The following is a 25410-nucleotide window of genomic DNA, read 5'->3' on the forward strand; positions in this document are numbered from 1 at the left end:
TTCAGACAAAAAGAACCGTCCCTAAAAACAAATTGAGAATTTAATTGAGGCTGTAGTTCAACGTGTTTTTGCTATCTCGAACGAACTAATGACAAAGCAAACGGGACTATCAGCAATGGTTGCCAATGGTCATGTACCGTCTTGGCTCAATGAAAAGGACGTTGAAGAGTTACTTATGGAAATTGGTGAGGAGCTTTTGCTTGTCCATAAAATAAAACGGGGGGAGAACAAAAAATGAAAAAAATAGTTATAATTGGTGGAGGAATTGCTGGGTTGAGTGCTGGTATCTTTGCCCAGAAAAATGGCTTTAATAGTATTATAGTGGAAAAGCACCATACTTTAGGTGGGGAGTGTACGGGCTGGGAGCGTCAAGGCTACCATATAGATGGTTGTATTCACTGGCTAGTGGGAACGAAAGAGGGAACCCAAATTCATGATCTTTGGAGCACCGTGGGTGCTCTAGACGGGGTTGAGATATACCACCCTGAGAGCTTTATGGCTGTTGAACACGACGGCGTAACAGTTAATTTCTATCGTGATCTTGATCGGTTTAAGTCAAGCTGGCTAGAAATATCACCAGAAGACAAAGAAGAAATAGAAGAGTTTTACAGTGACATAAAGCGGCTACATTCATTTTCAATACCATCAGGAAAGCCTGTAGATATGATGAGTCTAATTGAAAAAATAAAGTACATTTTCTCCATGAAAGATATTGGCACACTTATGCAGAAGTACGGAAAGATCAGTGTGAAGGAATTGGCCAAGAAGTTCAAGCACCCGGCGTTGAGGGAAGCAATAGCTTCCTTTATGCCAGAAGGAGATTACAGTGCAATATCCGTTCTTTTTCCTCTCGGTACTTTTACTAGTGGGCAGTCGTCTATTCCCGACGGGGGTTCTAAGGCACTAGCTAATCGCATGGTAGAGCGATACCTATCTTTAGGCGGAACAGTGGAGGCTTCGTGTGAGGTGGTGGAAGCGGATATTGAAGGAGATACAGTAAAGGGTATTAAATGCAAAAACGGAAAATCGTTCGAAGCAGATTGCTTTATTGCCGCTTGTGACGCCAAGGTTTTATATGAAAAGCTACTAAAGGGACGTTACCCTGATCAAGAGTTTGAGAAAAGGTACAATAATCCAGATAGATATCCTTTGGCATCAAACATTTATATCGGAATAGGCTATGAAGATGAAATGAACGACATTCCCCGGACACTTAAGTTTCCTGTAGAATCGGTAGATATTAACCAAAATCAGAAACCAATAGAACATTTACAAATGACCCACTATGGCTACGAGCCTAACTTTGCTCCAAAGGGCATACTGTAATGACCTTTGCTATTAATCAATTTAAGCCAGAACTAGATGCGTGGGAAGATTTGGTAAAAGATAAGGAAGCTTACGCTAAGGAAAAGACTCGGATTGGCGAAGCAGTAATCGATGCAATGGAAACTCGCTTTCCACACATGAAAGGAAAGCTGAAACTGCTGGATGTGGCCACTCCGCAAACCTACGTACGGTACTGCAATGCTTATCGTGGAGCCTTTATGGGTTTTTGGCCGACTATTAGTGGAAGGTCTTTGGCTCATACAGACCAGCTAGTAAAAGTCAACAAGAAAAATAAAAAAGTTTAGTAATATTGTTTAGCTAAAAAAGTGTAACCTTAATAAACCCAAACAATGAATTGCTTGAAAAACAATTAAAACTTTATGTAAGGACTTAATAATTATGCAGCAAGTAGCTGTAATGATTGTTTGTAGTTACTAATATGAGTTTCTGGAGAACGGAGTTCAAAAGATTTTTCATCACGTAGCACTGCAAAAATGATATTACAGATTTTGTGCATAACAGCACCAATAGCAACCTTTTTAGGTTTAGATTCAGTTTTCTTTCGGTAATAAGCTTGTAAATAGGGATTAATAGCTTTACCATTACTTGTAGAACGTATATTAGACAAAGCGATAGCAAAAACAACACGTCTAGCGATACGTGAACCACGCTTAGACATATGCATTTCAGTAGCATTGAATTTGCCTGATTGGTTAACTTCAGGATCCATACCAAAATAAGCAAACAGCTGTTTAGGGTTCTTAAAAGCACTAAAATCACCAATTTCACACATTATGGTAACAGCAGATAAAAAACCAACACCAGAAATTGAATCTAGCAAATGAATTTGATTAATAAACTTTTCGGATTTATGCTTATCAACAAGCAAATTTATTTGATTTAAAATAGATTCAATAACAGTATCTAAATATTCGATTAAGTCAATAGTTAAAGAAATATTGAAATACACACTATCAATATTACAACCAAAGGTTTTGGCTGCATTTGCTGCGTTAGAAAGTTTTTCGTAGCATTGAGTAGCTTTTGAAATACCTTTTCTAGAAGATTTAGATATTTTTTCAATCAAAGATGATTTATGCGCTCTTAATATTTTATCAGGAGTACAATAATTCTTTAAAATCATGCGAGATGTAACACCACAAACATCTGAGAAAATATTAAGGTATTGAGGAAAAACAGTATGTAAATCCGCTTTTAGTTTATTAATATGAGCTGAGCGTTGATCCATAATGTCATAATGTTTACGAACTAAGCTACGAAGCTCTAAAACAAGCTTAACAGGCATAACAGAGGTTTTTAAATTGTTAGATAAACCAAGTCTAGCGATGCCAATAGAATCTAATTTATCATTTTTTACTTTCCTTATTCCTGAATTTTTGATAGAATGAGTGATGAGAGGGTTAATAATATGGGCCTCAAATCCTGATTCATTCAGGAAGCAGAAGAGCGGAAAGTGATAGATTCCGGTAGATTCCAGGAAAATGTGTGATTTCATGGAATGTGACTCTTCTGCTTTTTTTATTGCAGAAATAGCACGTTCAAGAGAATCTATACTGTTATGTAGTATTTTAAAAGGTTTCAAAATAATGTTTCCGTTGTTATCAACAATAGACATAAAACTAAAAGTTGAACCAACATCAATACCAACGGAGATATAGTTACGATTATTAAAATTAAACATAGAAAGCTCCTTTCGAATAGGTATCCATAAATAGCAATGAGTACACAACCTGGCACGTTATTCGGGTATAGCTTATCAGCTCCCAACCAGCTAAAATCATAAATCCTCATTGAATGGATTGATTGTCTGTAGTTACAGGTATTGCCTTATAAAAGGCTCCCAAGGACGTTAACATTTACCATCCTATTCAATAAATATAATACCTTATGACTTAGACAAAGTCGAGAGTTGAATTTCTATGCAATAACTTATGAGTTTATTCATGACTCAATGGTTGAATGATTGTATACAAGAATGATTTTCTTTATTCAGCCAGAACATGAATTAGCATAGCTTTTTGCTATGACTTTATTATACCAGGACGTATCAAAGGCATCGATAACATGTTATTAAGTGGTCAGTGGCTACAACCACCTGGGGGATTACCTGTAGCAGTGATTACTGGAAAAGACACAATTATGCGGATTTGCAAGAAAGAAAAACAGCAATTTGTAACTCTTTAAAGTCGATACCAGACAAGATTTGGATAGTAATTAGGGACGGTTATTTTTGATTGACAAAGTATAAAAATGAGAAAGTATAAAAATGATAATATAGAGATGGAACATGCCAAGACAAGCTCGAGTAAAAAGTGCTACAGGAATATACCATATAATGATTAGAGGAATAAATAAAGAAAAAATATTTATGAGTTCTATAGTCAAAATGACAATAACTTGTATATTGATACAAAAGAAGAAAAGTAAGATAATATTGAAAATATAGTAAATAATACAATTGAAAATTTTGCAAATGAAAATCAAATTACAGATCAAGTTTAATTTTCACAGATAAAAAGAGAAGAATTAGCAGCGAGACTTTTAGAATTAAATGCTATAACATACAGTGATATAGCAGGCTTATGTAATTTAAGTATATATAGGTATCTGAAATAAAGAAATAAAAATATGAACAAAGTCGAATTTCAAACAAAAAGAACCGTCCCTAAAAACATAAGTAAGCTACTGAAGAGATGTTTAGGATATGATGGAGAAAAAACATATAAGATTGTAGGGGTAATTATGAGCATTTATAAATCGCAAGTAGGAAAAACTGTATCATTAAAATTATATGATGAACAAATGATAAAAGTAGGATCTCCGTTTAAAGATATATACGTTGATACTAGCTTTGGTAAGACTCATTTGATAGAGAGCGGAAATTTGAATGGAAAAGCATTGTTAGTATTTCATGGCGGAAATAGTACAACAGCATATAACTTGTTAATGTGTAAATTCCTACTTAATGATTTTCATGTATATGCAGTAGATATTATAGGGCATCCGGGAAAAAGTGATGAGGTTAAGCTTTCTTCTAACAATTATGATTATGGGAAATGGGCTGATGAAGTTATAACAAAACTTGGATTTAGCAAAATAAAATGTTTTGGAGGGTCTTTTGGCGGGGGAGTGTTGGCAAAACTCATGTGCGTTGCTCCCGAAAAAGTTGACAGGGCGGTATTGATTGTACCAGCAGGAATTAATAATGCTTTTCCAATAAGTTCAGCTAAGATGATGTTGCCATTAATAAAGTATTGTATGACAAAGAAGGAGAAGTATTTAATAGAAACAGCTTTATTTATGGCAATAAAAGAAGATGTGTTGGATGCAGATACCTTGGCAATAATAAAGGATAGTTTTGATAATGTTAAAACAAAAGTAGGAATGCCATCTAATGTAAGTAAAAAATTAATGTTGAAATGTAAGGCTGCGACACTTGTTATGGCCAGCGAAATGGATTGCCTTTTTCCAGCCAGAAAGGTATTATCAAGAGCGAAAAAAATAATAATAAATTGCAAGGTACATAAGCTAGAGGGTTGTGGTCATATGCATATCATGCCAGAACGAGAGAGGAAAATGATTATTGATTTTCTGAATTCATAGAATTGAAAATATAACGATCGTAAATAAAAAAATCAAGAGGTTAAGTTTTAGGTCAACCAAACGACCATAGACCGAAAATGAGATATTGACACTGGAGGCATTGCAAGTGTAGTAGATTCTTATCTTGAGCCAGGAGAATCTGGAGTCTTAAGGTACGGTTCTTTTTGTTTGACAGATAAACAAAAGGAATAAATAAAGAGAAAATATTTCAGAAAGAAGTACATAAAAACAAAGTAATAGAAATAATCAAATATATAAAAGAAGAAAAGCAAGATAATATTGAAAATATAGTAAATAATACATTTGAAAATATAGTAAATGAAAATCAAATTACAGATCAAGCTCAATTCTCACAGATAAAAAGAAGAATTAGCAGCGAGACTTTTAGAATTAAATGCTATAACATACAGCAATATAGCAGGCTTATGTAATTTAAGTATATATAGGTATCTGAAATAAAGAAACAAAAATATGAACAAAATCGAATTTCAAACAAAAAGAACCGTCCCTAAAAGCATTCTATATTTTATCACTATCCTTTTAAAATATTTTAAGGAATTTCTCTAGTGTAACAACAAGAGAAAGCTCCTATTATATCAGTATTTTTTTCAATTAAAATTTTAAAATTAGTTTCTTTTTTGAAATTATCTCACTAAAAAGTGTTTTTTTCACATACATATATTATTTTTGTATAATAACTACGTATTAAGTTAAAATAAATACAGTACTAATGTACAGACAAAAAATTATATTAAACAAAAAAGGAACAATATAATTAAATCAAAAATTAGGAGGAATAAAAGTGGCGAGATTTACGATACCAAGGGATATCTATTTTGGAAAAGGAGCGATCGAAGAATTAAAGAATTTAAAGGGTAAAAGAGCCATGGTGGTAATTGGAGGTGGTTCAATCAAGAGAAGTGGAGCACTAGATAGAATAGAAGGATATTTAAAAGAAGCTGGGATGGAAACAAAACTTTTGGAGGGTGTAGAAATAGACCCAACAGTTGGTACAGTAATGAATGGTGCAAAAGTAATGCAGGAATTTCAACCAGATTGGATTATTGGAATAGGTGGAGGATCACCGATAGATGGAGCAAAGGCTATGTGGATATTTTATGAATACCCAGAGCTTACATTTGAAGAAGCTGCAAAACCATTTAACTTACCAGAGTTAAGAAAAAAAGCAAAATTTGTAGCAATATCCACAACCAGTGGAACAGGGACAGAAGTTACATCTTTCGCAGTTGTAACAGATGAAAAAACTGGAATTAAATATCCAATAGCTGACTTTAATGTCACTCCAGATATAGCAATAGTGGATAATGATTTAGTACAAACAATGCCAGCAAAATTAAAAGCATTCACAGGAATGGATGCATTAACCCATGCTGTTGAAGCATATGTTTCAACAGTAAGAAATGATTTTACTGATGCACAAGCAATGAAAGCTATTGAAATGGTGAAAGAAAACTTAATACAATCTTATAATGGAGAAGAAGAAGCTGGAAATAAACTGCATATAGCTCAATGTTTAGCAGGAATGGCATTCTCAAATGCAATCTTGGGTATTGTTCATAGTATGGCTCACAAAACAGGTAGAATATTCAATCTTGAAAATGGAATTCCTCATGGATGTGCAAATGCAATATATTTACCATATGTAATAGACTTCAACAAAAAAACTGCTCTTAAAACTTATGCTGATATAGCAAGAAGACTAGGGTTAGCAGGGAATAGTGAAGAGGAATTAACAAATTCATTTACAGAAATGGTAATAGACTTTAATAAGAAAATGAATATTCCACTTACATTAAAAGAATTTGGATTAAACGAACAAGAATTTAATGATAAGCTGGATGAAATTGCTGCAGCTGCAGTAGGAGATCCATGTACAGGTACAAATCCAAGAGAAATATCAGTAGAAGAAATGAAAAAACTATTTACTTGTGTTTATTATGGTAAAAAAGTAGACTTTTAATAATAGATTATGAAGAAAAGACTAAGAGCTCTGATCGGTTCTTAGTCTTTCTTAAGAAAATACTATATAATTTAATGAATCTATAATAATTTCCTTATCTTGAATATGTTTTAGAATAATAATTGTCCTTGGGAAAACAATTGTGGAAGCAATGAAACGAGAGGCTTAAATATAGAGCATTGCCTAAAGTCAAAACATAAAAGATAATGAAAGAGTTATTCAAAAAGACTTATTATGGAGTTAATATATAAATTATCCATACCCATACCATGAAAATGTTGTTAATTATAGAATCATTAGGCTATGTTCGAATAAGTGTTGATATTTTAGGTTATTCTATAAACATCGCATAATTTTTTAAAAAGAGAGTTTCTTTAACATTGTTGCGGATCTGATGAAACCTTGAAAAGGTAACTATCATATGAAGAGGTGATTATAAAGTGGATACGAAAAATTATTTAACACCTGCAGAAATTGCGGCTACAACTGTACAAACAGGAATCAAAAAGGTAAAATTATCATTTTCACAGCGACTAACTCTAGGGATTTTAGCAGGAGTTTTCGTTGCCTTTGCTTCAGAAGGATCTAATATGGCAGCTTTTAATTTATTTGTAAAACCTGAAACTTATGGGTTGGGAAAAGTTTTGGCAGGTTCAATTTTTAGTACAGCACTGATGCTGGTTCTGTTAGCAGGAGGAGAACTATTTACAGGAAATACACTCATCATTATAAGTGTTTTAGAAGGTAAAGTGAAAGTAAGTGAGATGCTGAAAAATTGGGGGACTGTATATATAGGAAATTTAATAGGATCTGTATTGATAGCTTTTATGATGGTACAGTCAGGGTTATTTAACAGCGGATCGAACGTCCTTGGGGCAGTAACCATTAAAATTGCTGTCTATAAAGTGAATCTACCTTTTATGTCCGCATTATATTTAGGCATTATGGCAAACTGGCTTGTTTGTTTGGCAGTATGGCTGGCTTATGGAGCTAAAAACATGGCTGGAAAAATACTTGGTATGTTCTTTCCAATATGGCTTTTTGTTACATCAGGATTTGAACACAGTATTGCGAATATGTATTACATTCCAGCAGGAATATGGGCAAAATCCAACGTTGATTGGGTTGCTGCATCCCATCTTTCGCCAGAAAAATTAGCAAATTTAAATTGGAATACGTTTATCATCAATAATCTAGTACCTGTGACACTTGGAAATATAATTGGTGGTGGGATATTTGTAGGATTTATTTACTGGTTTATTTATTTGAAAGAAGATAAAAACAGAAGGAACGTTGAAAAAGTAGAAAAATAGAAGTTACTTTTGCACGCGAAAAGGGTATGTTAATTATATGGAAATATTATACAAGAGAGGAATTGCTAAATGAAAAAATATGAATTCAAAAAATATATTGCTGAGTTTATAGGAACGTTTATATTAGTATTTAATGGTACAGGTGCAATAATAATTAATGATTTATCAAATGAAGCTGTTACTCATTTAGGAATATCATTAGCATTTGGATTTACAGTAGCATTTCTAATATATACATTTGGTAATGTTTCAGGTGCCCATTTTAATCCTGCAGTATCAATTGCACTTTGGAAAGGAAAAGAAATAAATACTAAACATTTGCTGTTTTATATAGTTTCTCAGTTAGGTGGAGCAATTACTGCAAGTTTAATTCTAATAGGTATTTTTGGTAATATTGCAAAATTAGGGACAACTCAACCATTACAAAGCTTAGGTAATAATGCTGTATTAATTTCACTTATAGTAGAAATAATATATACTTTTATTTTAATGATTGTAATTTTGGGATCAGCTGTAGATAAAAGAGCACATCAAAAATTTGCAGGAATAGCAATAGGCTTTACTATAGCTATAGGAGTCTTAATTATTGGACCTATTTCGGGTGGTTCATTTAATCCAGCAAGGTCTATAGGACCTGCAATTATTTCAGGAAATTTAAATTATTTATGGGTTTATATAGTTGGACCTATAATAGGAACGTTATTAGCAACATACACTTATAAGTTAATCAAGGAATAATATAATAATTAAAACTCAGGAATAAAATCTTGAGTTTTAAATATAAAATTCATAAATAAAACCTCTAAAAAAGGAAATACTAATATTGATTAAAAAAAGAGGAGGTTTTAATATTGAACGTTAGAGATATAATGACAAGAGATGTATCATATGTAACAGTAAAATCCAATATAACAGAAGCAGCAGATATTATGAAATCTTTAGATGTTGGAATAGTTCCTGTTTGTGATGAAAATAAAAATCCTGTTGGAGTAATAACAGACAGAGATATAGTTTTAAGAAGTGTTGCTGAGACTAATAATGCTACTCAGCATATAGGAAATATAATGAGTAAAAATATTGTAAGCACAAGTCCTGATACAAATGCTCATGAAGCAGCTACATTGATGGCGCAAAATCAGATAAGAAGGTTACCAGTAGTTGAAAATAACAAGATTGTTGGAATCCTTTCACTAGGGGATTTAGCAAATGTAAATATACATGTGAATGAAGCAGGTGAAGCTTTAAGTTCGATTTCAAAACCAGGCAATGAAATAAAATAAAAAAATGTGGAAATTAAAAAAGGGAGCATGAAAGTATTCCCTTAAAATGGACTTAGTAAGAAAGATGTTAATTTAATAATTAGCATCTTTTTTTGTATAATTATTTTAAGGAGGAATACTCATGTACATATTTTATTCACAGAAAGTGTAAGTGGCAAGAAAACACCATGGAAAAATCTTATATTCATTACAAAAGATTAAGAAAGAGCTGTCAAAAGCTGTTATTAGATGCAATAGAGAAGAAGGTGCCTAAGAGAAAGTTTAGAAACTTAAAGAATAAACTATATGCTAAATACCCAGAAGAATTTTATGTTTATGGAAAAGATGAAGTAAAGAATAAAAAATCAGCTGTGGGAAAATTAGGGGACGGTTCTTCTTGATTGACAAAGTATAAAAATGGTAGTACTATAGTAAAAATGGTAATATAGAGGTGGAACATGCCAAGACAAGCTCGAATAAAAAGCGCTACAGGAATATACCATATAATGATTAGAGGAATAAATAAAGAAAAAATATTTATGAGTTCTATACACAAAAATAAAATATTAGAAATAGTGAAAAAAATTAATGTAAAGTATGCTATGTATTATAATAAAGTTGAAAAAAGATATGGACATGTATTTCAAGATAGATTTAAAAGTGAAGCAGTGGAGGACGATAATTATTTAATAGGTGTGTTGAGATGTATACATAATAACCCTGTTAAAGCAGGCATAGTAAAAAATATAGAAGAATATAAGTGAAACAGTGTAAGTGAGTATATAAAAAAAGAATACAAATATAATAAATGAAAAATATTTAAATGAGATATAATTTCTTACAGAGATATAGCAGATATATGTAATTTATCTTATTATAAAGTTGCTGCCATAGGGAAAGGAATAAAAAGCGATTGTATCAATTAGAAAGAATCGTTCCTTAAGAAAAAGATAATTTTTATAAATATAAAAATAAGGTAGGTAATTATGTTGAAAGTATTTAATCCTTTTTATAATGATTTGCAAGATTTAGAAAATTGGTTAAATTCTTATGCTCAAAAAGGATATAGGATTGTGAATGTCCATCAGCTGAATATAGATACTATGTAGGACTGGTAAAGAGTAGTGAATTTGATAACCTAAAAGAAAAATATGAATCTGAGTTAATAAAAGCCTTTAAAACAAATTTATTTATTAAAAGTACAACTTCTAAGAAAAAAATTTCATTAGATTTTAGAGGTCAGCTATGGACGTCGCCTGAAGTACTAAATAATTGGGAAATTTTAATTTTAGAGACTAAAAACAATACGCAAATCAACAATGAAAATTTAATAAAAAATTTAAAAGAATATAAAAGTTTGGTAAGTAAAGCTATAATCAAATTTAAAATATTATTATCAATTATTTTATTTTCAAGTATTGTGTTATTTACGATTTGTTCGTTTATTTTACAACAAAAGATAATATTAATATTAATTGATATTATTATGATAATATTAACAATATATGTATTTGTTTATTGTAATAGGATTAAAGCAAATGTAGAACTTTAGGGGACGGTTTTTTTATTTGACAGATAAACAAAAGTAATAAATAAAGAGAAAATATTTCAGAAAGAAGTACATAAAAACAAAGTAATAGAAATAAGCAAATATATAAAAGACAGAAATGGACATGTGTTTCAAGACAGATGTAGAAGCGAAATAGTAGAAAATGATACTTATATGTCGGTGTATTGAGATATATACATAATAATCCCGTTAAAGCAAAAAGTGAAATATTGTATTTATTTAAAAATAAAAAAATTTATAAAATTTTATAATAATAGTGACGAATATATATATATTGATATAAAAGAAGAATTAGCAACAAGACTTTTATAATTAAATGCTATAACATACAGCGATATAGCAGGCTTATGTAATTTAAGTATATATAGAGTATCTAAAATAAAGAAACAAAAATATGAATAAAGTCGAATTTTAGACAAAAAGAACCGTCTCGAAAAACAGAGGATATAGATGTATGTGAATATAAAGTATCAAAATCACCTGTATCAGATATTGAGAATAAAATTAATAATAAAAGTATTGAAGAAATAATAAATGAAGTAATTAAAGAAGAAAAAATTACAGCACAAGAGTTAATTTCAAAAGCAAGAGCAAGACAAATATCAAGAGCAAGGAAAAAATAATAATTAAAGCAGAAAAGGAATGTGATATAAGAAATATATATTTAGCAGAAAGGTCAAAAAAAGGTCCCCAAAATTCATTATCATTTTGTATACTATAAGAAAAGAAAAAGAATTAAGATTTTAAACATATTGATTAATTTGGCAGTTTAAATAATATTAAGTTAATAGGAGGTAGAAAGAATGAAATTAAGAAAAACAATATCTATTGTTTTAGTAATAGCTATTTTAGCTCTTACAGGAGCACCAGAGGTATACGCAATGCCAGAGAGAGGAAATGGACAAGATAAAGGAGGAATAGCACCAGGATTATTGAAAAATATGATATTAAATTCAGATTTATCAGAGGAAGAAGCAGTAGAACTAATTATAGAAAATGCAGGAAGTTTGTCACCAGGAGTTTTAAAAGAAATAATTCTAGGACTAGACTTATCAAGTGATTCATTAGAAAAATTAGAAGAAGAAGGAATATTAGATGGTCTACCAGGAGGAATATTAAAAGAAATATTATCAGGTGACGATGAAGATGACGAAGAAGAAGAAATTGAAGTAAAAGGAAATATAACAGATATAGACGTAGAAGATAAAATCATAGAAATAGATGGTAAAGAATATGAATTACCAGAAGAAGTAGAAATTGAAATAGATGGAGAAAAAGCTGATTTAGGGGATTTAGAAGTTGGAATGGAAGTAGAACTTGAAATTGAAGATGAAGAAGCTAAAATAAAAGCTGAAAGTGTAGAAGGAATAGCAACAATAGAAGGGAATATAGAAGGTTTAGACTTAATAGGAACTTACCATATAACAATAGATAAAGAAGAATATAAAATAGCAGAAGAAGTAGAAGTTATTTTAGATGCAGAAGAGGCAACATTAGAAGATTTAGAAGTTGGAATGGAAGCTAAAATTGAAATAATTGATGAAGAAGTAGCTCGAATTTATGCTCAAAGCATAGGATATGAAGAAGTAGAAGGGAATATAGAAGATTTAGATTTAATAGGAACTTACCATATAACAATAGATGAAGTAGAATATAAAATAGCAGAAGAAGTAGAAGTTATTTTAGATGCAGAAGAGGCAACATTAGAAGATTTAGAAGTTGGAATGGAAGCTAAAATTGAAATAATTGATGAAGAAGTAACTCGAATTTATGCTCAAAGCATAGGATATGAAACAATAGAAGGGAATATAGAAGATTTAGATTTAATAGGAACTTACCATATAACAATAGATGAAGTAGAATATAAAATAGCAGAAGAAGTAGAAGTTATTTTAGATGCAGAAGAGGCAACATTAGAAGATTTAGAAGTTGGAATGGAAGCTAAAATTGAAATAATTGATGAAGAAGTAACTCGAATTTATGCTCAAAGCATAGGATATGAAACAATAGAAGGGAATATAGAAGATTTAGATTTAATAGGAACTTACCATATAACAATAGATGAAGAAGAATATAAATTATCTAGAGATGCACAAGTTGTTATCAATGGCTTTGCGAGTGCTTTAGAAGATTTAGAAACAGGTATGAGTGTTGTTGTAAAATTACAGGAAGAGATAGTTGTTAAAGTAAATGTAGAATTTGAGATTGAAGAAATAGAAGGAAATATAACAGGTATAGATCTTGAAGATAGATATATAACAATAGATGAAGTAGAATATAAGTTAGCTAATGAAGTGGAAATAAGATTAAACAACAAAGAAGCAATATTAGAAGACTTAGAATTAGAAATGGAAATTAATGCTGTAGAATTATATGGCGAAATAGTAGAAATAAATGCATTTAAAGAAGAAATTTTAGAGGCACAAGGAATGATATCAGCTATAAACTTGGAATACGGGTATGTTGAAATTGGGGGAATAGAATACCAGTTAGCAACAGAGACAATAGTAAAAGTTGACGGAGAAGTAGCAACATTAGAAGACTTAATAGTTGGTATGTCAGTAGAAGTGGAGTTATGTAACGGAGAAATAGTTAAAATATATGCAGAAATAATAGAAACAAGCAAGATTGAAGGAAAAATAACAGATTTAGATTTAATAGGTATATATCATTTATCTGTTGATGATCAAGAGTATAATCTTTTAAGTAAAGCTATTGTAACTTTAAATGAGGAAGAAGCACAATTAGAAGATTTACAGTTAGGAATGTCAGCGATAATTTATTTAGTAGATAACAATATAATTAAGATAGAAGCTACAATGATTAATAGCGAAAGAGTATTAGGAGAAATAAAAGATATTGACCTAATAGGAGTTTATCATGTAAGAGTAGGGGCTAAAGAATATGTATTATCAAAAGAAGCACAAGTTACAATAGATGAAAAAGAAGCAACTTTAGAAGATTTAGAGATAGGTATGGAAGCTAATGTACTTGTTGAAGATGAGTTAGTAACAAAAATAGATGCAAAGACTTCAGAAGTTGTAAAGGTTCAAGGATTATTAACAAGTATAAACATAGAAGAAAGAAATATAGAAGTGAATGAAGCAGTATATAACTTATCTGATGAAGTAGAAGTATTCATCGATGAAGCGGGAGCAGTATTAACAGATTTAGAAGTTGAGATGGACGTTGAAATAGAGATAGATAATGGATTAGTAGAAATAATAAATGCTAATAGCATAGAACAAAGTGAAGTATTAGAAGCCCAAGGAATATTAATGGGAATAGACCTTGAAGAAAGAACTATAACAATAGACGAAGAACAATATGATCTAGCTGACAATATGGAAACAATAACAGTAAATGGAGTAAATTCTTTTTTAGAAGATATAGTTGTAAATATGAATGTAGAGGTTGAGATACAAAATAATGTAGTTACAAAAATTGCTGCAGAAGACAATGTAGAGCAAATTACTGGTGAAATCATTGAGGTATCATTCACAACTGAAGGAATGAAATTAACAATAGATATTGTAGATGGTGAAACAGCACAACATCTAGTAAGTAAAGATTTAGAAAATAATAATTCAGAAATATTAAGCTTAGGGTACTATGCTCAGTTTAAAGTAGTGAACAGTATTATTGTAGAAGTTATTGAAGTTGTTGTTGAAAACTAAAACATTAAACATCCCGTAAGAACTAAGTCCTTACGAGATGTTTTTTTATTACAAAGAAATTTTATATTTAAATTTAGAATGTTTTTATAAAATAGTATTTCAATAAATATGTTTCCTATTTAACATACACTAATAAAACTCATCAAATTATTATACCATTGGTTAAATAAGAGAATTGTCTATATAATTATTTATGTTTTATGTGTATAATTAGAGTATGAAATAGATGGTAGTCATTAAATATTTTAGAAAATAAGTTTTTATTTCAATCCTAAAAATGAAAGAGGAAAAGAACTTTCAACTCAATTTGTTGTAAAGGTGTAAGGGACTCAAAGGATGAATAAAGAGCTGATTTCATAAATATGGGGTTTAAAGATTCTAGTTATGAAAGATTTTGCCATCAAAAAAGGTACCCAAAATTCATTATCATTTTGTATATTATATGAAAGAAAATAGGTGATGAGGTTCAAGGTTTTGTGATACAAGTAAAAAAAGAACTATATCATCGTGTTCTTTGATGATAATGGGTAGAAGAGCATGTATATAGACAATATTATTTGGACAAGAGTTACTGTAGATGTTAACTCGAGTAAAGTATTTGTTAATAGGAGCTAGTGAATATGAAGAATGAAATAGATTCCATTATATCTAATTTGGATTTGAAAAAAGATAAAGCAAAAATTAATCAATTGATACAAGATTATCAGCCCTTTATATTGAATACTATATCGAATTTAAAAAATGAATATATTCAAGTTGAGAATGATGAAGAGTTTTCAATTGGACTTTTAGCATTTACTGAAGCAATCCAACGTTTTGATGAAAATAAAGGAAGCTTTCTTCATTATGCCAAATTGGTTATCACTAGTAGAGTCAAGACTTTTTGGCAGAAGGAACAAAAACATGAACATAATTCTATTGATGCAATGGTGAATAATGAGCAAAATAACAGTTATAGTTATCAAGACAGCGATTTAAGACAAGAAGTTCTGCTATTTGAAGAGGAATTGAAGAGATTTGGTATTGATTTTGATGATTTAATAGATGCATCGCCAAAGCACAAAGATACAAGAGAAAAAGCAGTAGATATTGCTGTAAAAACTAGTGGTGAAGAAGACTTAGTAAATCATATTTATGAAAAAAAAAGATTACCTATTACAAAAATTTCTGAACGCTTTCTAGTGAGTCTTAAAATAATTAAGAAAAGTAAACTATTTATTACAGCAATTATTATTGTTATAGTCAATAACTATTCGAGTATTCTTACTTGGATAAAAGATTCAAAAAAAGGTACTAAAAGTGATTGTCATTATGTTTAGTTGTCAAAAGAAAAAGAGGTGATTTAGCATGTGCTACAAAGGCATTGTCGTGAAAATAAAAAAGAACTATGCTATCGTATTGTCAGAAGACAATGAGTACAAGAGAATAAGGTTAAAAAATAATCTTGTTGTTGGACAGAAAATTATGTACACAAACGACGATATTGTGCATAATCAACAAAAATTGAGGATGATGACGATAATTAACAAAAAGTCAATTGCTGTTGCAGCGGTTTTATTACTAATTGTAAGTGGGAGTTTAATTGGTATCAATAATTTCATGAGTCAAAGAGCGTTTAAAAATGTTATAGCGTTAATTACTGTAGATATTAACCCGAGTGTTAAAGTATCTGTTAATGAAGATGATAAAGTTGTAAAAGTAGAAAGTTTGAATGATGATGGAGAAACTCTGAACCTATCTGGTGTTATTGGAATTGATGTGGATGAAGTTATTGAGACAATTGTTAGTAAAGCTAGAGTTGCTGGATTTATTAATAATGAAGACTTAGAGGATGATTATGTTCTTATCACTATGATACCTGTAGAAGAAGAGGAAAAGGAAAAAGTAGAAGAAATTGAAGATTTAATCAAAGAAAAGATAGTTGAAAGTGATGAGCTACAAAACGTTAATGTGGCGATGATTAAAGCAACGATGAATCAGTTATCAGAGGCGCAAGATAAGAGTATACCTGCAGGATTGTTGGCTGCTAACGGAGGAGCCAGTGATGATGAATTAATGTCTGTTAAAGACTTCTTTGCAAGTGAAGAGAGAATTGCTGTGTTTGAAAATACTGGTGAAATAATAGAAAAAGATTTAGAAAAAGAAATCGAATTAATAGGAAAATATCTGAATGAATTAGAGGTAGAAGATGTAAATATTAAAAATTTGCAGGCTACATTTGATCTTTCAAAAGAAGACTTTTTTGAAGCAAAGAAACTTTATGAATTAGCAAAAAAAGAATATAAGCATGCACTTGCATCTGGCGATGAGGAGAAAATCGCATCCGCAAAGCTCTTGATGGAAGAGGCTGAGAAATATAAAGATTCAATGGAGCAAAATAAAGATGATGTTGAATTGATAAAAGAACAAATAAAGCGTCAATTGGAAGCTTTAGAAACTGACGTGGATACAGAAGAACAGAAACAAGAAGAAAAAAAACATGAGGAAGAAGAAAATCGTTTAGAAGAGAAACAGAAACGAGAAGAAGAAAAACATGAGGAAGAAGAAAATCGTTTAGAAGAGAAACAGAAACGAGAAGAAGAAAAACATGAGGAAGAAGAAAATCGTTTAGAAGAGAAAGAAAAACGAGAAGAAGAGCAACACGAGAAAGAAGAAAAGCGTTTAGAAGAGAAAGAGAAACGAGATGAAGAAGAACGTGAAAAAGAAGAAAAGCGCTTAGAAGAGAAAGAGAAACGAAAGGAAGAACAACACGAGAAAGAAGAAAAGCGTTTAGAAGAGAAAGAGAAACGAGAAGAAGAACAACAAAGGAAGAAGAAAAGCGCTAATATAGTAATAAAATGGAACCTATAAGATAGACACTAAAAAAGCCTTTCTTAATAGGTTCCTTTTTTGTACAATATGTAATCAGTGTAATAAGGGACGGTTATTTTTGATTGACAGATAAGCAAAAGGAATAAATAAAGAGAAATACTTCAGAAAGAAGCACATAAAAACAAAGTTATAGAAATAATCAAATATATAAAAGAATTAATGGACATGTGTTTCAAGACAGATATAGAAGCGAAGCAGTAGAAGATGATACTTATATGTTAGGTGTGCCGAGATATATACATAATAATTCCGTATTCCGTCAAAGCAAAAAGTGAAATATTGGATTTATTTAAAAATAAAAAAGATTTTTAAAAATTTCATAATAATAGTGACGATAATATATATATTGATACAAAAGAAGAAAAGCAAGATAATATTGAAAATATAGTAAATAATACAATTGAAAATTTTGCAAATTAAAATTAAATTACAGATCAAATTCAATTTTCACAGATAAAAAAAGAAGAATTAGCAGCAAGACTTTTAAAATTAAATGCTATAACATACAGTGATATAGCAGGTTTATGTAATTTAAGTCTATATAGAGTATCTGAAATAAAGAAACAAAAAGATGAAGAAAGTCAAATTACAGACAAAAAGAACCGTCCCTAAAAACATATCGGAAAGGCGAGCCTAGAGTTTGCAAGAGATTATCCAGTTCTTTTTCGCGAACTAACGATGCAACCAAATCAATACATGGCATCTTATGAAACAGTGGAGAAAACAATGCTTGAAGCCATGGCTGAGGACGAAGAAATGCGTGACTGGACAATGGATGAACGAAAAAGGCTATTTTTTAAAATGAGAGTCTTTCAAACGGGACTATCAGCAATGGTTGCCAATGGTCATGTACCGTCTTGGCTCAATGAAAAGGACGTTGAAGAGCTACTTATGGAAATTGGTGAGTAGCTTTTGCTTGTCCATAAAATAAAACGGGGGGAGAACAAAAAATGAAAAAAATAGTTATAATTGGTGGAGGAATTGCTGGGTTGAGTGCTGGTATCTTTGCCCAGAAAAATGGCTTTGATAGTATTATAATGGAAAAGCACCATGCTTTAGGTGGGGAGTGTACGGGCTGGGAGCGTCAAGGCTACCATATAGATGGTTGTATTCACTGGCTAGTGGGAACGAAAGAGGGAACCCAAATTCATGATCTTTGGAGCACCGTGGGTGCTCTAGACGGGGTTGAGATATATCACCCTGAGAGCTTTATGGCTGTTGAACATGACGGCGTAACAGTTAATTTCTATCGTGATCTTGATCGGTTTAAGTCAAGCTGGCTAGAAATATCACCAGAAGACAAAGAAGAAATAGAAGAGTTTTACAGTGACATAAAGCGGCTACATTCATTTTCAATACCATCAGGAAAACCTGTAGATATGATGAGTCTAATTGAAAAAATAAAGTACATTTTCTCCATGAAAGATATTGGCCCACTTATGCAGAAATACGGAAAGATCAGTGTGAAGGAATTGGCCAAGAAGTTCAAGCACCCGGCGTTGAGGGAAGCAATAGCTTCCTTTATGCCAGAAGGAGATTACAGTGCAATATCCGTTCTTTTTCCTCTCGGTACTTTTACTAGTGGGCAGTCGTCTATTCCCAACGGGGGCTCTAAGGCACTAGCTAATCGCATGGTAGAGCGATACCTATCTTTAGGCGGAACAGTGGAGGCTTCGTGTGAGGTGGTGGAAGCGGATATTGAAGGAGATACAGTAAAGGGTATTAAATGCAAAAACGGAAAATCGTTCGAAGCAGATTACTTTATTGCCGCTTGTGACGCCAAGGTTTTATATGAAAAGCTACTAAAGGGACGTTACCCTGATCAAGAGTTTGAGGAAAGGTACAATAATCCAGATAGATATCCTTTGGCATCAAACATTTATATTGGAATAGGCTATGAAGATGAAATGAACGACATTCCCCGGACACTTAAGTTTCCTGTAGAATCGGTAGATATTAACCAAAATCAGAAACTAATAGAGCATTTACAAATGACCCACTATGGCTACGAGCCTAACTTTGCTCCAAAGGGGCATACTGTAATGACCTTTGCTATTAATCAATTTAAGCCAGAACTAGATGCGTGGGAAGATTTGGTAAAAGATAAGGAAGCTTACGCTAAGGAAAAGACTCGGATTGGCGAAGCAGTAATCGATGCAATGGAAACTCGCTTTCCACACATGAAAGGAAAGCTGAAACTGCTGGATGTGGCCACTCCGCAAACCTACGTACGGTACTGCAATGCTTATCGTGGAGCCTTTATGGGTTTTTGGCCGACTATTAGTGGAAGGTCTTTGGCTCATACAGACCAGCTAGTAAAAGTCAACAAGAAAAATAAAAAAGTTTAGTAATATTGTTTAGCTAAAAAAGTGTAACCTTAATAAACCCAAACAATGAATTGCTTGAAAAACAATTAAAACTTTATGTAAGGACTTAATAATTATGCAGCAAGTAGCTGTAATGATTGTTTGTAGTTACTAATATGAGTTTCTGGAGAACGGAGTTCAAAAGATTTTTCATCACGTAGCACTGCAAAAATGATATTACAGATTTTGTGCATAACAGCACCAATAGCAACCTTTTTAGGTTTAGATTCAGTTTTCTTTCGGTAATAAGCTTGTAAATAGGGATTAATAGCTTTACCATTACTTGTAGAACGTATATTAGACAAAGCGATAGCAAAAACAACACGTCTAGCGATACGTGAACCACGCTTAGACATATGCATTTCAGTAGCATTGAATTTGCCTGATTGGTTAACTTCAGGATCCATACCAAAATAAGCAAACAGCTGTTTAGGGTTCTTAAAAGCACTAAAATCACCAATTTCACACATTATGGTAACAGCAGATAAAAAACCAACACCAGAAATTGAATCTAGCAAATGAATTTGATTAATAAACTTTTCGGATTTATGCTTATCAACAAGCAAATTTATTTGATTTAAAATAGATTCAATAACAGTATCTAAATATTCGATTAAGTCAATAGTTAAAGAAATATTGAAATACACACTATCAATATTACAACCAAAGGTTTTGGCTGCATTTGCTGCGTTAGAAAGTTTTTCGTAGCATTGAGTAGCTTTTGAAATACCTTTTCTAGAAGATTTAGATATTTTTTCAATCAAAGATGATTTATGCGCTCTTAATATTTTATCAGGAGTACAATAATTCTTTAAAATCATGCGAGATGTAACACCACAAACATCTGAGAAAATATTAAGGTATTGAGGAAAAACAGTATGTAAATCCGCTTTTAGTTTATTAATATGAGCTGAGCGTTGATCCATAATGTCATAATGTTTACGAACTAAGCTACGAAGCTCTAAAACAAGCTTAACAGGCATAACAGAGGTTTTTAAATTGTTAGATAAACCAAGTCTAGCGATGCCAATAGAATCTAATTTATCATTTTTTACTTTCCTTATTCCTGAATTTTTGATAGAATGAGTGATGAGAGGGTTAATAATATGGGCCTCAAATCCTGATTCATTCAGGAAGCAGAAGAGCGGAAAGTGATAGATTCCGGTAGATTCCAGGAAAATGTGTGATTTCATGGAATGTGACTCTTCTGCTTTTTTTATTGCAGAAATAGCACGTTCAAGAGAATCTATACTGTTATGTAGTATTTTAAAAGGTTTCAAAATAATGTTTCCGTTGTTATCAACAATAGACATAAAACTAAAAGTTGAACCAACATCAATACCAACGGAGATATAGTTACGATTATTAAAATTAAACATAGAAAGCTCCTTTCGAATAGGTATCCATAAATAGCAATGAGTACACAACCTGGCACGTTATTCGGGTATAGCTTATCAGCTCCCAACCAGCTAAAATCATAAATCCTCATTGAATGGATTGATTGTCTGTAGTTACAGGTATTGCCTTATAAAAGGCTCCCAAGGACGTTAACATCTACCATCCTATTCAATAAATATAATACCTTATGACTTAGACAAAGTCGAGAGTTGAATTTCTATACAATAACTTATGAGTTTATTCATGACTCAATGGTTGAATGATTGTATACAAGAATGATTTTCTTTATTCAGCTAGAACATGAATTAGATATGAATTAGCATAGCTTTTTGCTATGACTTTATTATACCAGGACGTATCAAAGGCCTCGATAACATGTTATTAAGTGGTCAGTGGCTACAACCACCTGGGGGATTACCTGTAGCAGTGATTACTGGAAAAGACACAATTATGCGGATTTGCAAGAAAGAAAAACAGCAATTTGTAACTCTTTGAAGTCGATATCAGACAAGATTTGTATTTATCCTAATGCAATGGGAAATGAGGGGGAATTCCCTATTGAAACTTTGAGTGATGGTTAACTAGAAAACACTAAAAAGGGGATAACTTTGAGTTCTTTAGTCTGCAATTTAGAAAACAGTTGTAGATATAAATGGTTATATTATGGGACAGACATTATGATATAATTGTTCGAGGGGTGGTGGTCTAAATGCAAACAGTAAGAGCTACAGCAATATAGTAAACAGGGACGGTTTGGAGTGACCCCTTAAAGGCGTACAATTTAGGTACACATAATATAGAGGTGGAACATGCCAATACAAGCTCGAATAAAAAGTGCTACTGACAATAACTTGTATATAGATACAAAAGAAGAGGAATTGGAACATATTCAAAATGTAATAAAGCAAACGATCGAAAATTTTGCAAATGAAAACCAAATTACAGATCAAGCTCAATTTTCACACAAAAATAACCGTCCCTAAAAACATATACTAGGCACATCCATATAGTTCATGGGAAACAAATGAAAACATCAATAAAATGATAAGACGTTTTATTTCAAAAGGTACAGGCATAGGGAAATACTCAGTTAAAGAAATAAAAAGGATTGAAACGTGGATAAATAATTATTCACGCAAGATATTAGGGTATTATTTTGCAAATAAAATTTATGAAAATAGGTTTGATTAATTAAATTTAAATATGTGGGTATTACATATTGCAATTTTCACAGCTGTTATTCTTGAGACCTTAGTGTAAAATTACTGTAGGAAAAAATCAGCAATGAATATTATGGAATTTTAAAAAAGGGATTAAAAGAAAATTTAAACATTTAAGATTTAATAAAAGAGATAAAAGAAACATTAGATGATGTGGGAATAATGCTTGTAAAAGAAATGTTAGAATAACATAAACAGCTGTTATAAATTTCGGCAAAAAATCATATGAATTTGAGCAAATGAAAGCTGTCAGGGGGTTATAATAGCTAAGTTTGTTATTATAAAAATATTAGATTATTATTAATTTTTAACAATGTGCAATTTAATGTTAATAAATCAATGTGTTGGAATTTTAATTTGGAAAAAATACTTTTTATTTTCCGAAAGTAACTTGACACTATCTATCTATGCTATAAACTCGAAAAATAATGAAAAAAATAGTATAATTACCAAAATAACTATATTAATTTTTGTGCTAAATTATATGAATATTTTAAAATTTTTATTATTACTTGTGAAAGGACGATTTATTTATGAAAAATGAAAATATAACTTGTTATATTTATGATGTTAGCCAATTAAACAATGAAATGGTATATGAAATGATATATAAAAAACTTAGTGATATAGAACAATGGAAAGATAGAATTGATATGATAAAGAGATATAAATTTGACGAAGATAAAAAACGTAGTATGGCTGCTGGAATTCTTATTTTAAGTTTAATGAAACAGTATGGAATAACTAACTATGAACTCGTAAGAAATGATTATGGTAAGCCTTATTTCAAAGAATCTAACGGATTATTTTTTAATATATCACATAGCGGAAATTATGCAGTTTGTTCAGTAGGAACAGAAGAAAATGGAGCAGATATAGAGAAAATATCTTCATATGATTTAGATATTGCAAAAAAGTTTTTTCATAACAATGAATACAAATCAATAATTAATTCAGTAAATTACCCTAATGAAATGTTTACAAGGATTTGGACTTTGAAGGAAAGTTATATAAAGGCAAAGGGAAAAGGATTAGCAATTCCATTAAATTCTTTTGAGATTGTGCCAGGAGATATAGTATCAAGAAAAGAAAATAGTTTTGAGGCAATGCAATTACTAAATTCAACATATATTATTGAAAAATTATCTAATGAGAAATTATTTTTTAAAGAATATTATCTGAGTGGTTATTATATATCAGTTTGTAGCACACAGCCTATACATAACAAATTAAATATTATTAATGAAACCATAGAATTTTAAAATTTCGTTGAATGAAAAAGTAAATTCCGCCTTTGCAGGAATGTGTATTTTGCACAACTAAATTCCGCTTTTTCACTTCACAAATGATAAAGACAAGCGTATAATCATAGATAACACATGGTAACAATATACTTTTTTGCATAGCAAACAAGCACCTGGATAATTTAGTGCACGACTAAATTCCACCTGCTGTAATGTTTTTTATGCATGGTTATTTAGCCTGTGCTATGTATTTTATTTTAGTAATGTAGGCTTTAAGACTACATTATCAGGAGCAATTTCCTGAAGTGATAATTTTTTATGTAAGGAATTATCAAGTAGCATTTGGGACAGTTGAAATGGAGTGCTTCCATTTAGACTGTCCCTTGCTGTACTATTGATATTATTAATCATTAGAGTAATATCATTCTTATTATACATGTCAAATGATCTACCTTTTGGTACAATAAAACGAATATACTCATGATTTTTTTCTATCATTCCTTTTTGCCATGAACAGTTGGAATCACAATAAAATACATTAGTTAGTTTATCTTTATTCTGTCCGTATTCTATAGATTTTGGATCTTGAAACTCACTTCCGTTATCAGTTAATATCACAGGAAAAAGCCTTTTGAAGACCTTGACTCCAAGTCTTTGAACTAACATACTAAACACATTATTAACGCACTGCTGCGTTTTATTATCCATTAAAAAGGCAAGCATAAATGTTGATTTCCTAAAGAGTAAGGTAAGAAGTACCTTGCCACCTTTTTGACCTTCTACAGTATCCATTTCAACAACAGAAATCTCAGGACTATTTTCTAAAAATTTATTGAAATCATCATACGTTCTACCAATTCTGTAGTTTCTGCTAATATTTCTTGAATTTGTACCTGATTTTCGTGGTTTGTATTTAACTTTCCTTGGAAGATCAATATTTTTAGCAGAAAATAGCTGCCTATCAATATATTTATATAATGTTCTTCTTGAACAGCATATATCTGTTTTATGATTAGCGTAAATATGCGAAAGAGACTGTCCCTTCTTAATTAAAGGAGATATTAAGGTATCAAGCTTTTGTATATCTTCAGGCATTTGATTAATACCTTCCCTTGAAGAACTAAGCAACTCATGATAGCAGTCATCAGAATATTTAGCTACATAAATCCATCTTTCATATGTGCAGCTACCTAAGCTTTTGCAGTTGTTGCAGACATAAGGAGCTTTATTAAGCTTTCCACATGTCTTTGGTTTGTAATCTTTACAAATCATCCTACAATTAATATATTTACTACAGTTTTTACATAAATCATTACAATTAGCTTTGCTACATAAATGTTTAATGTTACACTCCTTAGAATTATCACACTTTATGATTCTTGAAGTGTCTTTTCTTAACTTAATTGTTCTATGTTTTCTTACTTCTTTTGAGATAGTTGTTGGGTCTTTATGTAGCTGATTTGCAATAGATTTTAAGGATTTACCTTCGTTTAATGATTGTTCAATAATTATACGTTCACTTAAAGTTAGATGTTTTTGATTGTTTTTCATGATTAACCTC

21 protein-coding genes and 1 pseudogene are annotated in these 25410 nt (G+C 31.0%); 19 read left to right on the plus strand and 3 right to left on the minus strand.

Annotation, left to right across the window (positions count from 1 at the left end; genetic code table 11):
• Positions 1 to 234 precede the first annotated feature (234 nt).
• Together JYG23_RS13325 and JYG23_RS14945 are read left to right on the plus strand one after the other, a co-directional pair.
• A complete protein-coding gene (locus tag JYG23_RS13325) occupies positions 235 to 1326 on the plus strand; it encodes an NAD(P)/FAD-dependent oxidoreductase (RefSeq protein ID WP_242631584.1) in 1092 nt (363 codons plus the stop codon).
• Positions 1326 to 1631, plus strand: a complete 306-nt coding sequence (locus JYG23_RS14945) for a hypothetical protein (RefSeq protein WP_242631585.1) — start codon at positions 1326 to 1328, stop codon at positions 1629 to 1631. Before JYG23_RS13325 ends, JYG23_RS14945 begins: the two co-directional genes overlap by 1 nt.
• Before the next feature lie 92 nt (positions 1632 to 1723).
• On the opposite strand, the gene JYG23_RS13330 is transcribed toward JYG23_RS14945, so the two are convergent.
• Entirely contained in the window at positions 1724 to 3028 is a 1305-nt protein-coding gene (locus JYG23_RS13330; RefSeq protein ID WP_207236171.1) for an IS110 family transposase, read from the minus strand.
• A 606-nt stretch (positions 3029 to 3634) separates the two neighbouring features.
• Here JYG23_RS13330 and JYG23_RS13335 point away from each other — a divergent pair.
• From JYG23_RS13335 to JYG23_RS13395, 13 genes are all read left to right on the plus strand, one after another.
• Positions 3635 to 3793: a hypothetical protein gene (locus tag JYG23_RS13335; protein ID WP_207238047.1), complete on the plus strand. Its 159-nt coding sequence runs from the start codon at positions 3635 to 3637 to the stop codon at positions 3791 to 3793.
• 182 nt (positions 3794 to 3975) lie between these two features.
• Positions 3976 to 4950 (plus strand): alpha/beta fold hydrolase, encoded by a 975-nt coding sequence (locus JYG23_RS13340; protein WP_242631586.1) that lies wholly within the window; start codon positions 3976 to 3978, stop codon positions 4948 to 4950.
• An 802-nt stretch (positions 4951 to 5752) separates the two neighbouring features.
• On the plus strand, positions 5753 to 6931 hold the full coding sequence (locus JYG23_RS13345) for an iron-containing alcohol dehydrogenase (RefSeq protein WP_207236172.1): 1179 nt from the start codon (positions 5753 to 5755) through the stop codon (positions 6929 to 6931).
• 440 nt (positions 6932 to 7371) lie between these two features.
• A complete protein-coding gene (locus JYG23_RS13350; protein WP_207236173.1) occupies positions 7372 to 8244 on the plus strand; it encodes a formate/nitrite transporter family protein in 873 nt (290 codons plus the stop codon).
• Between the two features lie 69 nt (positions 8245 to 8313).
• Complete coding sequence (locus tag JYG23_RS13355) at positions 8314 to 8982, plus strand: MIP/aquaporin family protein (RefSeq protein WP_207236174.1); 669 nt, start codon at positions 8314 to 8316, stop codon at positions 8980 to 8982.
• A gap of 113 nt (positions 8983 to 9095) precedes the next feature.
• Complete coding sequence (locus JYG23_RS13360) at positions 9096 to 9524, plus strand: CBS domain-containing protein (protein ID WP_207236175.1); 429 nt, start codon at positions 9096 to 9098, stop codon at positions 9522 to 9524.
• Positions 9525 to 9691: 167 nt separating this feature from the next.
• Positions 9692 to 9904 (plus strand): hypothetical protein, encoded by a 213-nt coding sequence (locus JYG23_RS13365; RefSeq protein WP_207236176.1) that lies wholly within the window; start codon positions 9692 to 9694, stop codon positions 9902 to 9904.
• A gap of 57 nt (positions 9905 to 9961) precedes the next feature.
• Positions 9962 to 10267 carry a hypothetical protein gene (locus JYG23_RS13370; protein WP_207236177.1) on the plus strand — a complete coding sequence of 102 codons (306 nt, stop codon included), beginning with the start codon at positions 9962 to 9964 and terminating at the stop codon, positions 10265 to 10267.
• A 1609-nt stretch (positions 10268 to 11876) separates the two neighbouring features.
• Positions 11877 to 14750: a hypothetical protein gene (locus tag JYG23_RS13375; protein WP_207236178.1), complete on the plus strand. Its 2874-nt coding sequence runs from the start codon at positions 11877 to 11879 to the stop codon at positions 14748 to 14750.
• A gap of 620 nt (positions 14751 to 15370) precedes the next feature.
• A complete protein-coding gene (locus JYG23_RS13380) occupies positions 15371 to 16069 on the plus strand; it encodes a sigma factor (RefSeq protein WP_207236179.1) in 699 nt (232 codons plus the stop codon).
• Positions 16070 to 16097: 28 nt separating this feature from the next.
• On the plus strand, positions 16098 to 17600 hold the full coding sequence (locus tag JYG23_RS13385; RefSeq protein ID WP_207236180.1) for an anti-sigma factor domain-containing protein: 1503 nt from the start codon (positions 16098 to 16100) through the stop codon (positions 17598 to 17600).
• A 699-nt stretch (positions 17601 to 18299) separates the two neighbouring features.
• Positions 18300 to 18530: a hypothetical protein gene (locus JYG23_RS13390; protein WP_207236181.1), complete on the plus strand. Its 231-nt coding sequence runs from the start codon at positions 18300 to 18302 to the stop codon at positions 18528 to 18530.
• A gap of 41 nt (positions 18531 to 18571) precedes the next feature.
• Positions 18572 to 19969, plus strand: coding sequence for an NAD(P)/FAD-dependent oxidoreductase (locus JYG23_RS13395; RefSeq protein ID WP_207236182.1), 1398 nt, complete (start codon positions 18572 to 18574; stop codon positions 19967 to 19969).
• A gap of 92 nt (positions 19970 to 20061) precedes the next feature.
• Here the strand turns inward: JYG23_RS13395 and JYG23_RS13400 are convergent, their stop codons facing one another.
• Complete coding sequence (locus JYG23_RS13400) at positions 20062 to 21366, minus strand: IS110 family transposase (protein WP_207236171.1); 1305 nt, start codon at positions 21364 to 21366, stop codon at positions 20062 to 20064.
• A gap of 477 nt (positions 21367 to 21843) precedes the next feature.
• Here JYG23_RS13400 and JYG23_RS15070 point away from each other — a divergent pair, with 477 nt between their 5' ends.
• The 4 genes and pseudogenes from JYG23_RS15070 (at position 21844) to JYG23_RS13415 (ending at position 23867) form a co-directional block, all read left to right on the plus strand.
• Positions 21844 to 21966, plus strand: coding sequence for a hypothetical protein (locus JYG23_RS15070; RefSeq protein ID WP_256440266.1), 123 nt, complete (start codon positions 21844 to 21846; stop codon positions 21964 to 21966).
• A 228-nt stretch (positions 21967 to 22194) separates the two neighbouring features.
• Complete coding sequence (locus tag JYG23_RS13405) at positions 22195 to 22368, plus strand: hypothetical protein (RefSeq protein WP_207238048.1); 174 nt, start codon at positions 22195 to 22197, stop codon at positions 22366 to 22368.
• Between the two features lie 13 nt (positions 22369 to 22381).
• A pseudogene (locus tag JYG23_RS13410) lies at positions 22382 to 22576 on the plus strand (IS30 family transposase); the annotation flags it as partial.
• 562 nt (positions 22577 to 23138) lie between these two features.
• On the plus strand, positions 23139 to 23867 hold the full coding sequence (locus JYG23_RS13415; protein WP_207236183.1) for a 4'-phosphopantetheinyl transferase superfamily protein: 729 nt from the start codon (positions 23139 to 23141) through the stop codon (positions 23865 to 23867).
• 234 nt (positions 23868 to 24101) lie between these two features.
• On the opposite strand, the gene JYG23_RS13420 is transcribed toward JYG23_RS13415, so the two are convergent.
• Positions 24102 to 25400, minus strand: a complete 1299-nt coding sequence (locus tag JYG23_RS13420) for an IS30 family transposase (RefSeq protein ID WP_207236184.1) — start codon at positions 25398 to 25400, stop codon at positions 24102 to 24104.
• Positions 25401 to 25410 lie beyond the last annotated feature (10 nt).

It is taken from the genome of Sedimentibacter sp. zth1 (assembly GCF_017352195.1).
Classification (GTDB): domain Bacteria; phylum Bacillota; class Clostridia; order Tissierellales; family Sedimentibacteraceae; genus UBA1535.